The organism is Lysobacter solisilvae, from assembly GCF_016613535.2.
Lineage (GTDB): Bacteria > Pseudomonadota > Gammaproteobacteria > Xanthomonadales > Xanthomonadaceae > Agrilutibacter > Agrilutibacter solisilvae.
The window spans coordinates 53,761-68,540 of record NZ_CP071518.1; the positions used below are offsets into that span (position 1 = coordinate 53,761).

Consider the following 14,780-nt stretch of genomic DNA (forward strand, 5'->3'; position numbering starts at 1 on the left):
TTGTAGGCGCCCCGGCGCGAACCTGCTCAATTCCCCGACATGTTGATGGGTCACCCGCCCGATGCCAAGCGCTTCCCCGCCCGCCCCTTCCGCGCTTGACGCGCTGCTCGCGCACGCGCGCCAGGTGTCCGCCACCGGGGACGCCGCGGGCGCCCAGCTTTGCTGGCAGAAGGTGCTCGAGCAGGTCCCGCACCACCCCGAGGCCTGGTACCAGCTCGGATGGCAGGCGCTGTCGGAAGGACGCTATGGGCAGGCCCAGGATTGCCTGCGCCGCGCCGTGGCCGGCGCACCGCAACTGGCGGTCCTGCATTCCACCCTGGCCCGCGCATATCGCCTGGACGGGCAGTTCGAGCAGGCGCTGGCGTCACTCGAGCGGGCCGTGCTGGCCGACCCGCTGGCGTGGGGCGCCCGCTATGAACAGGGCGAGGTGCTCGTCGCGATGGGGCGCCGCCGCGCCGCCGCCATGGCGTGGCAGATGGCATTGAGCATCACCCCACCCGGCCAGCTCCATGTGGCCGAGGTCAAGACCATGGTGGATCGCGCCCAGGCGTTCGTCGGCGATGTCCGGAGCGAACTGGGGGAGCACCTGCGTGCGCAACTGGGCGATCTGTACGCCCAGGCCGACTCGCACGAGCGCCGGCGTTTCGACGCATGCCTGGGCATTGTCGAAGGCACGCGCCGCTTCGCGACGCAACAGCCGGCCACGCTGCCTTATCCGCGGCTGCCGGCGATCCCGTTCTTCGATCGCGACGAGTTCGAGTGGGTGCCGCAGATCGAGGCCGCCTTTCCGGCCATCCTGGCCGAGCTCCACGACCTGCTCGAACGGCCCACCGGCTTCGAACCGTATGTGCAGAGCGAGCCCGGAATATCGGCGCGCCAGTTCAGCGCCCTGGACCACACGCTGGACTGGGGCGCGTTCTTCCTGTGGAAGCACGGCCAGCGGATCGAGGAGAACTGCCGCCGCTGCCCCGCCACCGAGGCGGCGCTGGCCGCAGTGCCCCAGGTCCACATCGCCGAGCGCGCGCCGGTGTCCTTCTTCTCGGCGCTCAAGCCGCGCACGCACATCCCCATGCATTTCGGTGCGACCAATACGCGCCTCACCGTCCACCTGCCGCTGATCGTGCCGGAGAACTGCGCCATCAGCGTCGGCGGCGAGGTGCGGGGCTGGACGCCCGGGGAACTGCTGATCTTCGACGACACCTTCGAGCACGAAGCCTGGAACCGCAGCGACAGCCTGCGCGTGGTCCTGATCTTCGACGTGTGGAACCCCCTGCTCAGCCCGCTGGAGCGTGAACTGGTGACGCGGACGATCGGGGGGCTCCTTGATTTCTACCGCGGCCATGCCGATCTGGGAGAGCTATGACCAACGATCGCGACAGCCTCACCCGTTTCATCATCGAGCGCGCCGGCGTGCGTGGCGTGCGCGTGCACCTGCAGGACGCCTGGCGCCACATCCTTACGCGCACCGACTACCCTGCCGCCGCCGCGGAACTGCTGGGCGAAGCCACGGCCGCCGCCGCCCTGTTCACCGGCCATGCCAAGGTCGCGGGACGGCTGTCGGTGCAACTGCGCGGCACTGGCGCGCTGCGCACGCTCTTCACCGAATGCACGGCCTCGGGCACGGTGCGCGGGATCGCCCAACTGGCCGACGAAGGCGAGGTTTCGCGCGACCTGCGAGACCTCGGCCCGGATGCCATGCTGGCGATCACGATCGAAAATCCGCCCACATCGCAACACCGCGACCCGGTGCGCTATCAGGGCCTGATCGCCCTGGAATCCGATTCGCTGGCGGGCGCGTTCGAGGATTACTTCCGCCGCTCGGAGCAACTGCCCACTCGCCTGTTGCTGACGGCCAACGAGCATTCCGCGGCGGGCCTGATGCTGCAGAAGCTGCCTGGCGATACGGGCGACGAGGATGGCTGGGCGCGGGCCGGGGCGTTGTTCGACACGCTTTCGACCCAGGAGCTGCTGGATCTTCCGGCCGAGACCCTCTTGATGCGCCTGTTCCACGAGGACGACGTCAAGATCCTGGGCGGCCACCCGCTGGCCTTCGCGTGCTCGTGTTCCCGCGAACGGGTGGAGGCGATGCTGGTGTCGCTGGGTGCGCAGGAGGCCCTGGCGGCCGTGGCCGACGGACAGGCCCACGTGCGTTGTGAGTTCTGCGGCCAGTCCTATCTCTTCAGTGGGGAACAGGTGGAGGCGTTGTTCGTTCCGGCAGGGGCCGAGCTCCAGCCGGCCCCGGACCGACTCCAATGATTCAGGTTGCGACTGCCGGCACAGATTGTTAAAGAAGCATAAAGGGACTATAGTCCTCAGCCCAGAAAGCGGGGAACTTCACCGGCCCAACCCGGTCGTAACCACGCCATGAAAGCGCGCCTCTTCCAACTGCCTCTTGCCCTGATGCTCGCGCTCGCCGCGACACCCGGCGCGCATGCGCAGTCCGGGGGCAAGCTGTCGGATACGACCCTGCTCCCGGTCTGGAATGCCAACAGCGGCAAGCTCGAGGCCGTGCTCCAGCTGGAACCCACGTCGATGCCGGTCGCCGGTGCGCGCTGGCGTACTGGACGCAATACCCTCGACGCCGCATTCGGCTTGGACGCGGGCAATACCCTTGGCCTGGTCTGCGACCGCAAGACCGGCCTGGCCACGGCCATCGGCAATCTCGCCAACCACTGCATGCTCGCAGCCCTGGACAACGACGCCGGCGACCGCCAGGTCGCAGCCGGCGCGAGCCTGATCCGCGGCACGGGCCGAGTGGGCGTGACGCTGGGCACGGCCCGGGACACGCTCCCCGCCTGGCTGAGCCCGACCGCGAAGACCACCCGGCTCGACCAGAACAGCCTGACCCTCTACGGCCAGAAGAACATCGGCCGCGAGGCGACCGTCTCCATTGGTGGCACCTGGGCCCGCGCGCGGCTGATTCCGGCCGGGGACGTCCCCAGCGAGGTCACCGACCGCTGGACCAGCCAGAGCATTTCCATCGGCGCCGGAGTGGGGAATTTTGGCGCCAACATCGTCGGCCGCGTGGTCGACACGCCCGGGCTGCCGGGCCAATGGGAAGGGCTGGGCGTCGGATTGACGTGGCGCACGCCCTGGAGCGGGCAGCTGACGGTGGGCGCCGAGAACGTCGTCACCCGCGGCAAGAACCCCTTTGCCCCGAGCAATCTCGACAAGGACGAGGGCACCGTTCCCTACGTCCGGTACGAGCAGGACCTCTGACGGGACATCCCCGCGTCTTCGCGGCGGGCGCTGACAGCGCCCCCATCTTCTCCTAGCTGATCGCTCAAGCCCCGTATTCAGGGCTCGCGCTTGTCATTGCGCGGCCAATTTCCGTGCCGGCCATCCCATTCGGGCCCCGTCCCGACGAGCGCCGATGAGCGGTCGCCGGACGCCCGCGCGGCTCTTGCCGCACCCGCGCGGCGGGGACGGATTTCGCCACCCACCCGCCCCGGGAGGTCCTCCACGGGCCCTGGGGACGGGATTTCGCCACCGAGCCCTATCACGCGCCGCCCCTTGAAAAAAGGGCCAGAACGCCTTTCGTCGGCCCGCGTTAACGACACTTTAATTTTTGAAAAGAGGGGGCTACTATCGCCCGGACCTTACCGGATTGGGTGTCTTTTTTGACATCACCGGGAGGGTTCCCATGGGAAACCACACCAAGATCGACTTGGAGAGAGAGATCATGCAATTGAAGAGAACCAAGCTGCGCGACGCGATTACCTTCGCGATCGTCGTCGGCGCCACGGGGTTCGCAGGTTCGGCGCTCGCACAGGACGCCCAGCCGGCAGCCCAGCCCGCCGACCAGCCGACCGAGCTCGACGCCATCCAGGTGACCGGTAGCCGTATTTCGATCCCCGGCCTGACCACCAACAGCCCGGTCATGACCGTCGAGCGCGCCGAGATCGACCGCGCGCAGCCGGTTTCTGCCGAAGACTTCCTGAAGCAGCAGCCCAGCGCCGTCCCGGCCATGGGCCCGGGCATGAACAACGGCAACGCCGGTGCCGCGACGCTGAACCTGCGTGGCCTGGGTGCGAACCGCACGCTCGTCCTGCTGGACGGCCGCCGCCTGGTGCCGTTCGATCTGAACGGCGTCGTCGACACCAACATCATCCCGGTCGCCCTGCTGCAGAGCGTGGACATCGTGACCGGTGGCGCCTCGGCCGTGTACGGCGCCGACGCCATCGCCGGTGTCGCCAACTTCGTGCTGCGTCGTGACTTCGAAGGCCTGGAAATCGCCTCGCAGTACGGCATGTCGCACGAAAACGACGGTGACCGCTGGCGCACCGACGTCACCATGGGTGCCAACTTCGACGACGGCCGCGGCAACGTGGCGCTGAGCGTTGGTCGTTCGCACACCGACGACGTCCGCCAGGGCTCGCGTCCGTGGGGCCTGGTCTCGCGTTCGTCGGCTTCCGGCAACGCGCAGGGTTCCGGCACCGCGACCCCGACCAACATCTTCGGTGAGTTCGATGTGGGCGGCACGGTCGACCAGACCACCGGCCTGATCACCGGCCCGAACGCGACCTACAACTTCAACCCGCTGAATTTCTACCAGGTCGGTGGCGATCGCTACCAGGCCACGGCCCTGGGCCGTTACGAAATCACCGAGAAGGCTGAAGCCTACGCCCAGCTGCTGTACACCAAGTCGGACGTCTTCACCCAGCTGGCCTCGTCGGGTACGTTCCTTGACACCTTCGCGGTGAACATCGGCAACCCGTACATCAACGACGCCATGCGCGCCCAGCTGTGCGCGGACCGTGCTGCCCTCAACGCCTCGGAAATCGCTGCTGGCGTGGATCCGGCTGACGCCACCCCGCTCATCGCCGACTGCTCGCTCAACAGCCTGGAGACGGTCAACCTCACGCTCGGCCGCCGCTTCACGGAAATGGGCCCGCGTCTGAATGACTTCTTCAACAAGACGTTCCAGTTCACGGTCGGCCTGCGCGGCGACCTGACGGACCACTGGCGTTACGACGCCTACTGGACCCACGGCGAATCCGACCAGCTGCAGACCCGCTCCAACTGGGGTTCGCTGTCGAAGGTCCGTCAGTCGCTGATCGCGATTGCCAACCCGGACGGCACGCTGTCGTGCGTCAACGGCGCCAACGGCTGCGTCCCGCTGAACCTGTTTGGTCCGTCGGGCTCGATCGCCGACGACCAGATCGGCTTCATCAACCAGGGTGCGCTGCTGACCCAGGGCGTCCGCCAGAACGTGTTCTCGGCGTCGGTTTCCGGCGACCTAGGCGACACCTTCAAGAGCCCGTGGGCTGATTACCCGATCGGCCTGGTGTTCGGTGTGGAGCGTCGCTCCGCCTCGGCCTTCAACGCCTCGGACACGGCCAGCCAGCAGGGTGACGTGCTCGGTACCGGCGGCGCCTCGCCGGACCTGGACGGCAAGTTCTCGCTGAAGGAGCTCTACACCGAGTTCCTGCTGCCGATCGTCAGCGGTCGCCCGGGCGCCTACGCGCTGAACCTCGAAGGCGGCTACCGTCGTTCGTCGTTCAACGTCGCCGGCGGCGGTTCGCAGTCCTACGGCACCTGGAAGTACGGCCTGGAATGGGCACCGATCGAAAGCCTGCGCTTCCGTGGCATGTTCCAGCACGCCGTGCGCGCGCCGAACGTCAACGAGCTGTTCTTCCCGCAGACCACGATCCTCGACAACCGCGACGAAGATCCCTGCGCCGATGACTCGCTGGATCAGGCGAACAACACCATCCCCGGCACGCTGGAATACCTGTGCGTCCAGACCGGCGTGCCGGCCTTCCGCATCGGCGGCGACCCGACGACCGAAGACGACGAAGGTCTGCAGCAGCCGTCGGCTGGCCAGATCAACGCCCTGTTCGGCGGCAACCTGAACCTCGACCCCGAAATCGCCGACACCCAGACCATCGGCCTGGTGTGGACCCCGACCTTCGGCGGCAACGAGTTCGCGCTGACCCTGGACTACTGGAACATCGAGATGGAGGACCTGATCTCGTCCTTCACCGCCGATGACGTCATCGACGGCTGCTACACCGCCGCCCTGAACCCGGGCTTCAACCCGGCCAACCCGTTCTGCGCGCTGCAGGGTCGTAACCCGGCCAACGGCACCTGGAATGGTTCGGGCTCGATCGGCGTGTACGAAGTCCTGAGCAACCTGGGCAACCTGGAAACGGATGGCTGGGACCTCGGCGCTCGTTACGGCTTCGAGATCGGCAGCGCGGGTCGCCTCGACCTGGCTCTCGACCTGACGCACACGATGAAGAACGACAACCAGGCCACTCCGATTTCGACGGTCCACGAGTGCGCCGGCCGTTACTCGGCCGCGTGCAACACGCTGACCCCGGAATGGAAGTTCAACCAGCGCACCGTGTGGGGCATTGGCGACTTCGAGTTCGGCCTGACCTGGCGTTATGTCGGTTCGATGGAAGCCGAAGAAGGCACCGGTCCGTGGTTCCCGGCGTACAGCTCCATCGACGCCTACAACTACTTCGACCTGTCGGCTACCTGGAAGGCTCCCTTCAACGCGCGCTTCACCTTCACGGTGAACAACCTCGCCGACAAGGAACCGCCGTTCGTGGGTAACACGATCGGTTCGACCAGCCAGAACAGCGGCAACACGTTCCCGCAGGTGTACGACGCGATCGGTCGCTTCTACACCCTCGGCGTGACGATGAAGTTCTAAGCGTCAGCTTCAACGCAGTACCGGGAGGCGGGCTTCGGCCCGCCTCCTTTTTTTTGGGCGCAGTCCAGGGTGAACGTCGGCGGCGCTCAGGTTCGGCAATCCTGCCGATTGAGCCCTGCTCCCAGGCCAGCTGTCGGCTTCGACGTCCGGGCGACGTCCGGGCCGACATTCGCGGCGGAAACATGCGCCACTCGAGGTCAGCGGCGTCGCTTCGCAGACTGCGTCACGCGAGGGGTGGACACGCGACCGTGCCACTCCGGCAACGCTCGTCATCTCGCCGCGCGTCGTGCGGCCAGGCACAGGGAAATGCACTGCGCCCCGCGGCGGCGCACAACGGCACGCGTGGATGGCGGCAGTGGCGCCATCCAACCCGTCTCAACCTGATGCGCGAACCGCTGCTTCCACTGCCCGCCGAAGGCCGCCGCTTCGGCTACTTCGCGCAGCCCGACAGCGGCATCTGCACCGCCTGCAGGCCGGCTCCATTGGTGCCGGACTCGGCGAACAGCACCAGACCCATGCGCGCCACGTCGGCATCGGCGGGCAGCGGGATCCGGGCATCGCCCGCGATCGGCTTCGCACCCAGTTGCCAGGGCCCGTGCAGCGCCCGCACGACGCGGTCGTGGTGGAGGGTGACGTTCTTGTTCTCGCCCGCGCGCACCGCGGAGGTCAGTCCGTCCTGGTAGAGCGCGAGCCACACGTACGCCGGTGCCGCGATGGCCGATTCGGGCGTCGCCTGAAAATCCACCTGCACGGCTCCGGGTTCGAGTTTCGCCGCCAGGCCCAGCCCGACGGGGGCGTCCTCGGCACGCGCCTGCAGCAACGATTCGACGGCGGCGGGCGAGCGCCATTTCACCATCACCTTTTCGCCGATCATCACCGCCGGGGTGACGAGGGCCTTGCTCTTCGCCCAGCCGATGCGCGCCTTCTGGCGCTGGGAATTCATCGGCAGCCCGAACCGGTCCACCCACCCCAGGTCGTCCCAGTAGTCGACATGGAAGGCCAGCGCGGCCGCCTGTATCCCCCCTGCTTCCTGCGTGAGCTGCGAGAGCCATTTGTCGGCGGGCGGGCAGTCGCTGCAGCCTTCCGAGGTGTACAGCTCCACCAGCGGCAACTGCGCGGTCCCGCTGGCGGCCGAACACGCGTCCGTCGCCGCCGATGCCTGTGGGAGCCAGGCCATCGCCAGGGCTGCGGTCAATGCACGAAGTCGCATGGGCACCTCCTGCCGCGCCGGCCCCGGGTGGGCCGGTCTCGCGCCGTCTCCTATGGTGCGCCGACCCGCCTCAGCGCGATATGCAGCGCTTGCGAAACCCTGCAGGCCGACGGCGAACCGACAAACCGGTGCAAGCCTGTCCGGTACTTCCCGCAAACCGGCCGCGGCGCTGCATGAAAAAAGCGACGGTCCCTGCGGACCGTCGCTTCCATGGAGCCCGAACCGGCCCCAGTCCTCAGCCGAGCGCGGCCGCTATGCGCTGCTGTTCGTCCTTCAGCGCCTGCGGCATGCGCGGGCCGTATTCCTCGAGGTACTGCCCGATGCTGGCGAACTCGGTCTGCCAGCCGGCGTGGTCGAAACCGAACAGCTTGTCCTGCGCTTCCTGGTTCAGCGCGATGCCGTCCAGGTTGAGGTCGGCCGGCCGTGGCAGGTGCCCGATCGGCGTCTCAACGGCCGCCGCCTCGCCCTTCACCCGCCGGATCATCCACTCCAGCACGCGAAGGTTGTCGCCGAAGCCCGGCCACATGAACTTGCCATCGTCGCCCTTGCGGAACCAGTTGACGTGGAAGATCTTCGGCAGCTTCGCGCCGGCCGCGTCGAAAGACAGCCAGTGCGCAAAGTAGTCGGCGAAGTTGTAGCCGCAGAACGGCTTCATGGCCATGGGATCGCGGCGCATCACGCCGACCGCGCCGGTAGCGGCGGCGGTGGTTTCCGAACCCATCGCCGCGCCGACCAGCACGCCGTGCGTCCAGTCGCGGGCCTCGAACACCAGCGGCACCAGCGAGGCACGGCGGCCGCCGAAGACGATGGCGCTGATCGGCACGCCCTGCGCATCCTCGGCGCGTGGCGAGTAAGACGGGCACTGCTTGGCGCTCACGGTGAAGCGGGAATTGGGATGCGCGGCCGGCGTCCCCTTGCTGAAATCGTAGTCATTTCCGCGCCAATCAATGACCGGCTTGCCGCCACCCAAGCCCTCCCACCACGGCTGGTTGTCCGCGGTGACGGCGACGTTGGTGAAGATGGTGTCGTGCGCGACGGTCTTGAGCGCGTTGGGATTGGAATTGATGGACGTGCCCGGCGCCACGCCGAAGAAGCCGGCCTCGGGATTGATGGCATACAGGCGGCCGTCGGCCCCGGGGCGCATCCAGCAGATGTCGTCGCCGACCGTCCACACCTTCCAGCCCTGGGCGCGGTAGCCCTCCGGCGGGATCAGCATGGCCAGGTTGGTCTTGCCGCAGGCCGACGGGAACGCCGCGGCGATGTAATGCGTCTCGCCCTGCGGATTCTCCAGACCCAGGATCAGCATGTGCTCGGCCAGCCAGCCTTCCGAACGTGCCTGGTGCGAGGCGATGCGCAGCGCATGGCACTTCTTGCCCAGCAGCGCGTTGCCGCCGTAGCCCGAACCGAAGGACTTGATCGTCAGTTCTTCCGGGAAATGCATGATGAAGCGGCGGTTCGGATCGAGCTCGCCGATCGAATGCAGGCCACGCACGAAGCTGCCCTCGCGCTCGATGCGCGCCAGCGCCGGGGCGCCCATGCGGGTCATGATGCGCATGTTGGCCACGACGTAGGGCGAGTCGGTGATCTCCACGCCGCAACGCGACAGCGGCGAATCGATCGGCCCCATGCAGTAGGGGATCACGTACATCGTCCGGCCCTTCATGCAGCCGTCGAACAACGCGTCCATCTTGGCGTGGCCTTCGGCCGGCGACATCCAGTGGTTGTTGGGGCCGGCGTCGTCCTGCCTGGGCGTGCAGACGAAGGTCAGGTGCTCGACGCGGGCCACGTCGTCGGGATGGGAGCGGTGCAGCCAGCTGTTGGGGTGGGTCTGCTCGTTGAGCCGGATCAGGGTGCCGTCGCCTTCCATCTTCGCGATCAAAGCCGCGTTCTCGGCGTCGCTGCCGTCGCACCAGTGGATGGTGTCGGGCTTTGTGAGCGCGGCTACTTGCGCGACCCAGTCATTCAGGGCGGCAAGCGTGCTGCGTCCAGTGTCATGCACTGGAGTTTTGGGCGACAGGTTGTTCATCAACGGGCCTTTCTCAAGGATTGGAATGGGGAATCAGGGTCGCGGCCATGTGCTCGACGTAGGCCTCGAACTCCTCGTGCTGCATCCGGGTCTGGTGCAGCTGCAGGTTCAACTGCAGGAAGCCGACGTAGGCCGAGTAGAGGAGCTGGGCGCGATGGCGCGCGTCGGTGCGCGCCAGGCCGGCTTGCCGGAAGGAAGCGGTGAGGTAGTCCAGGCGGCGTTCCGAAACGCGGCCGATCACCGGCTGGACCGCCGGGTGGTCCATGGCCTTGATCAGTTCGGAATAGACGACATGCGACTTGTATTCGTGCGCCACCAGGCTGAAGAGCGCGCGCAGGCGGGCCTTCGGATCGGTGATGGGTTCCAGTTCGCCGAACAGCAGGTCCTGCTCCATCTTCTCCCAACGCTCCAGCGCGGCGACCAGCAGCGCCTCGCGCGAGGGGAAATGCCAGTAGAAGCTGCCCTTGGTCACACCCAGCCGCCGCGCAAGCGGTTCGACCGCGACCGCGGCCACGCCCTGCTCGGCGATCAGGTCGAGCGCGGCGTTGGCCCAGTCGTCGGCGCTGAGCCGACCGGTGCGCTCGGGTTTCCCGCCTTCGGCCCTGGCATCGATCTGCTTCCCATCGGCGGGCCTTTCGGCATTCCGGGTGGCCTCGTCGCGGAGCTCGTCTCGAGCGGGCCCTGCGCGGGTCGGATCAGGCTTGGCGGCGGTGGTCGTCATGCCGGTCAGTTTAACCATACGGTGCCGACTGTGACAGTACGCACACCCTCATTGGGCCCCCGCCGCGGTCCAGGTTGACACGGCGGGAACCACGCAACCATACTCGGCCGTATGTTCAGCGTTTCATGCCATCGTTTGAATTCGCACCGGTGAAGCCCGCCGTTGTGGATCCACCGCTGGCGGCTGCTGGACCACTCGCCCTTTTTCGTCCGTCCGCTTCGCGTCGGAGTTCTGCATGAGCATCGCACTGCCTTTCCTTGCCCTGATCCTGGTGGGCGCCGTGGCGGCATATCACCGCCTGCGCCTGCCGATCTGGGTCGCCGCCACGATCAGCGTCCTGGTGCTGTGCCTGCTGGCCGGCGCCAACGTGACCGCCACGATCGTCGCCACCCTCATCACCGCCCTGATCGCCGTGCCGCTGCTGCTGCCGCAGGTCCGGCTGCCCTTCATCACCCGGCCGCTGCTGGGCTTCTACACGAAGATCCTGCCGCCGCTGTCGGAAACCGAGCGGGTGGCGCTGGAAGCGGGCACGGTCGGTTTCGAGGGCGAGCTGTTCTCCGGCAAGCCGGACTGGGATGTCCTGCTCAGCCAGCCCCGTCCAGCGCTCACGCCCGACGAGCAGGCCTTCATCGATGGCCCGTGCGAGGAACTGTGCCGCATGGTCAACGACTGGGAGATCACCCACGTCCACGCCGACCTGACGCCGGAGATCTGGGACTACATCAAGAAGAACCGCTTCTTCGGCATGATCGTGCCCAAGGAGTACGGCGGCCTGGGCTTCACCGCGCTGGGCAACCACAAGGTCATCCAGAAGCTGGCCACCGTCTCCACGGTGATCAGCTCCACCGTCGGCGTGCCCAACTCGCTGGGTCCGGCCGAACTGCTCATGCACTACGGCACGAAAGAGCAGAAGGACTATTACCTGCCCCGCCTGGCCGACGGCCGTGAAGTGCCCTGCTTCGGCCTGACCGGCCCCTGGGCCGGCTCGGACGCCACGTCGATCCCCGACTACGGCATCGTGACGATGGGCGAATGGAACGGCGCGCGCGTGGTCGGCGTGAAGCTGACCTTCGACAAGCGCTACATCACCCTGGCGCCCGTGGCCACGCTGATCGGCCTGGCCTTCCGCATGTACGACCCGGACGGCCTGCTGGGCGATCGCCGGGACATCGGCATCACCCTGGGCCTGTTGCCGCGGGAAACGCCCGGCGTGGAAGTCGGCCGCCGCCACTTCCCGCTCAACTCGCCGTTCCAGAACGGCCCCGTCCACGGCAGGGAAGTCTTCATTCCGCTCAGCCAGCTGATCGGTGGCGAAGCCTATGCCGGCAAGGGCTGGCAGATGCTCGTCGAATGCCTCTCCATCGGCCGTTCGATCACCCTGCCCTCCACCGCCAGCGGCGGCGCGAAGTTCGGCGCCGTGGTCACCGGCGCCTACGCGCGCATCCGCAAGCAGTTCGGCCTGTCGATCGGCCGCTTCGAGGGCGTGGAGGAAGCGCTCGCCCGGATCGGGGGCAAGGCCTATGCGATCAGCGCGCTGGCCGAAGCGTCGGCGGCGGCCGTCGCCCGCGGCGAACTGCCGGCCGTGCCGTCCACCATCTCCAAGTACCACTGCACCGAGATGGCGCGCGAAGTGGCCACCGACGTGATGGACATCCATGGCGGCAAGGGCATCATCCTGGGCCCGAAGAACTACGCGGGCCGCAACTGGCAGGCGCTGCCGATCATGATCACGGTGGAAGGCGCGAACATCATGACGCGCTCGCTGATGATCTTCGGCCAGGGCGCGATCCTCTGCCACCCGTGGGTGCTCAAGGAAATGAAGGCCGCCGGCCTGGCCGATCCGGACGAGCGCCTGCGCGAATTCGACACCAACCTCTTCGGCCACATCGGCTTCGCCCTGTCCAACGCCGTGCGCAGCTGGTGGTACGGCTTCACCGGCGCCCGCCTGGGCAAGGCGCCGGGCGACGCCTACACCCGCCGCTACTACCGCAAGCTCAACCGGTATTCCGCCGCACTGGCGGTGATGGCCGACACCTCGATGCTGCTGCTGGGCGGCAAGCTCAAGTTCAAGGAATCGCTGTCCGGCCGCCTGGGCGACGTACTCAGCCAGCTCTACATCGCCAGCGCCATGCTCAAGCGTTACGAGGACCAGGGCCGTCCCGCGGCCGACCAGCCGCTGCTGGCCTGGGCGATCCACGACGCGGTGAACAAGATCGAGACGGCGCTCTCCGCTGCCCTGCGCAACTTCCCGATCCGTCCGGTCGGCTACCTGCTGTGGATGCTGATCTTCCCGTGGGGCCGCCGCGCGCAAGCGCCCAGCGACCGCCTGGGACACAAGGTCGCCTCCCTGCTGATGTCGCCCAACGAGGCGCGCGACCGCCTCGCGCACGGCACCTTCATCACGCCCTGCGAGAACAATCCGGCCGGCCGCATCAACAGCTACCTGCCGAAGGTGATCCTCGCCGAGCCGGTGGAGCGCAAGTTCCTCAAGGCGCTGAAGAACAGCGACATCGAAGCACTGGACTTTACCGCCCAGCTGGACGAGGGCGTGCGCGAGGGGTGGATCACCCAGGACGAACGCCGCCAGCTGGAAGAGCTGCGCGAGATGACGATCGACGCAATCAGCGTCGACGATTTCGACACCGAGGAACTGCGTTCGGCCGGCTACCGGCGCGAAGGCCTGCACGCGCGCGCGGCGGCTTGACGCTCGCGATCGCAGCGACGGACGGCGGGCGCGTCCCGCCGTCCCTGCCTTCCGCCCGATCCCAGGAAACCGGCGATGACTCCACCCGTCCTCTCGATGTACCGCAAGCTCGTGCGCTGGCCGGCTGGCCGCTGGCTCTTCGCGCGCGCCGTGTGCTTCCGCGTGCCCTACTTCGGCACGATCGGCCCGCGTTTCCTCACGCTCGAACCGGGTCGCTGCGAAGCGACGATCGCCGACCGTCGCCGCGTGCACAACCACCTGGGGACGGTGCACGCGATCGCCCTGTGCAACCTGGCCGAACTCTGCGCGGGCATGCTCAGCGAAGTGTCGTTGCCGCCGACGATGCGCTGGATCCCCAAGGGCATGAGCGTGCAATACCTGAAGAAGGCGCGCGGCACCATGCATGCCGTGGCCACGCCGGACATTCCGATCGTCCATGCCGCGCAGGGCTACGACCTGCCGATCACCGTGCCGGTCACGGACCCGCAGGGCCAGGAAGTCTTCCGGGCGCACATCGTCATGTGGCTGACGCCCAGAAGCGGCGAATGATCAGGCCCGTTGCGGTCTGAAGCCCAGACTGGGCTTTGAAAGCCAAACGCTGGGCTTTGAAAGCCAAATGCTGGGCTTTGAAAGCCAAACGCTGGGCTTTGAAAGCCAAACGCTGGGCTTTGAAAGCCAAACACTGGGCTTTGAAAGCCAAACGCTGGGCTCTGAAAGCCAAACGCTGGGCTTTGAAAGCCAAACGCTGGGCTCTGGAAGCCAAACGCTGGGCTCTGGAAGCCAATCGCTGGGCTACGAAAGCCCGATGCTGGGCTCTGGAAGCCAAACCTTTGGCTCCGAAAGCCAAACTGTTGGCTTCCAAAGCCAGTCGTTGGACTCGAAAAGCCGAAAGCGGGGCCTTGAAGGCCCAATGCCGGGCTCCCGCGACCTGCCGCCGCCATCCCGTCCCGGCCAGCAGGCACAACCTGCTGGCGTTCGATGACGCGCGCACCCGTGGTCCGCCAGCGCGTCCCTCACCCCACAAACGGGGAAGGAGCTGATCGCCGCAAACGGGGGATGGACTTGCTCAACTCGAAGTCGCCTTGCCCACCCCTCCTCCACTCACCCCATCACCACGGCCACAATCGCCAGCAGTGCCGGCAGCGCCTGCACGAAGAAGATCCGCCGGTTGACGCTCCACGCGCCGTAAACGCCGGCCACCACGACGCAGGCCAGGAAGAACAGCGTGTACTCGCGTGAGCCCGTGGCCGCGGCGTACACCAGCCCGGCGGCGAGGAAGCCGTTGTAGAGCCCCTGGTTGGCGGCCAGGACGCGCGACTGCTCGGCCTTCTCCGGCGTCTGCCGGAAAACCTTCAGCCCCGGTGGGCGTGTCCACAGGAACATCTCGAGCACGAGGAAATAGACGTGCAGCAGGGCCACCAGGCCCACGAGGACGAGCGCGACAAGGGACATGCG

General features: G+C 67.2%; 11 protein-coding genes. 7 read left to right on the forward strand and 4 right to left on the reverse strand.

The genetic code is table 11. The features are described from left to right. Positions 1-61 precede the first annotated feature (61 nt). The 4 genes from I8J32_RS00275 (at position 62) to I8J32_RS00290 (ending at position 6,664) form a co-directional block, all read left to right on the forward strand. Entirely contained in the window at positions 62-1,363 is a 1,302-nt protein-coding gene (locus I8J32_RS00275) for an aspartyl/asparaginyl beta-hydroxylase domain-containing protein (RefSeq protein ID WP_200614059.1), read from the forward strand. Next, positions 1,360-2,256: an Hsp33 family molecular chaperone HslO gene (gene hslO, locus I8J32_RS00280; RefSeq protein WP_200614061.1), complete on the forward strand. Its 897-nt coding sequence runs from the start codon at positions 1,360-1,362 to the stop codon at positions 2,254-2,256. The genes I8J32_RS00275 and hslO overlap by 4 nt, the downstream gene beginning before the upstream one ends. Positions 2,257-2,400: 144 nt before the next feature. Further along, the gene (locus tag I8J32_RS00285) at positions 2,401-3,219 is read left to right on the forward strand and encodes an XOO1806 family protein (protein WP_200614469.1); all 819 of its coding nucleotides are present in this window, start codon (positions 2,401-2,403) and stop codon (positions 3,217-3,219) included. A gap of 463 nt (positions 3,220-3,682) precedes the next feature. Continuing rightward, positions 3,683-6,664: a TonB-dependent receptor plug domain-containing protein gene (locus I8J32_RS00290; protein WP_200614062.1), complete on the forward strand. Its 2,982-nt coding sequence runs from the start codon at positions 3,683-3,685 to the stop codon at positions 6,662-6,664. A 430-nt stretch (positions 6,665-7,094) separates the two neighbouring features. Here I8J32_RS00290 and I8J32_RS00295 read toward each other — a convergent pair whose 3' ends face one another. The 3 genes from I8J32_RS00295 to I8J32_RS00305 all read right to left on the reverse strand — a co-directional run bounded on the left by I8J32_RS00295 (position 7,095) and on the right by I8J32_RS00305 (position 10,621). After that, positions 7,095-7,874 carry a DUF1223 domain-containing protein gene (locus I8J32_RS00295; RefSeq protein WP_200614064.1) on the reverse strand — a complete coding sequence of 260 codons (780 nt, stop codon included), beginning with the start codon at positions 7,872-7,874 and terminating at the stop codon, positions 7,095-7,097. A gap of 235 nt (positions 7,875-8,109) precedes the next feature. Then, positions 8,110-9,900 (reverse strand): phosphoenolpyruvate carboxykinase (GTP), encoded by a 1,791-nt coding sequence (locus I8J32_RS00300; protein WP_200614065.1) that lies wholly within the window; start codon positions 9,898-9,900, stop codon positions 8,110-8,112. A 13-nt stretch (positions 9,901-9,913) separates the two neighbouring features. Further along, positions 9,914-10,621: a TetR/AcrR family transcriptional regulator gene (locus I8J32_RS00305; RefSeq protein WP_200614066.1), complete on the reverse strand. Its 708-nt coding sequence runs from the start codon at positions 10,619-10,621 to the stop codon at positions 9,914-9,916. Positions 10,622-10,856: 235 nt separating this feature from the next. Between I8J32_RS00305 and I8J32_RS00310 the strand changes: the two genes are divergently transcribed. From I8J32_RS00310 to I8J32_RS00320, 3 genes are all read left to right on the forward strand, one after another. Further along, positions 10,857-13,325, forward strand: a complete 2,469-nt coding sequence (locus I8J32_RS00310) for an acyl-CoA dehydrogenase (protein WP_200614067.1) — start codon at positions 10,857-10,859, stop codon at positions 13,323-13,325. 75 nt (positions 13,326-13,400) lie between these two features. After that, a complete protein-coding gene (locus I8J32_RS00315; protein ID WP_200614068.1) occupies positions 13,401-13,874 on the forward strand; it encodes a hotdog fold domain-containing protein in 474 nt (157 codons plus the stop codon). A gap of 67 nt (positions 13,875-13,941) precedes the next feature. Next, positions 13,942-14,307 carry a hypothetical protein gene (locus tag I8J32_RS00320; protein ID WP_200614069.1) on the forward strand — a complete coding sequence of 122 codons (366 nt, stop codon included), beginning with the start codon at positions 13,942-13,944 and terminating at the stop codon, positions 14,305-14,307. 119 nt (positions 14,308-14,426) lie between these two features. Here the strand turns inward: I8J32_RS00320 and I8J32_RS00325 are convergent, their stop codons facing one another. Next, positions 14,427-14,777 carry a DUF1304 domain-containing protein gene (locus I8J32_RS00325; protein WP_200614070.1) on the reverse strand — a complete coding sequence of 117 codons (351 nt, stop codon included), beginning with the start codon at positions 14,775-14,777 and terminating at the stop codon, positions 14,427-14,429. Positions 14,778-14,780: the final 3 nt, after the last annotated feature.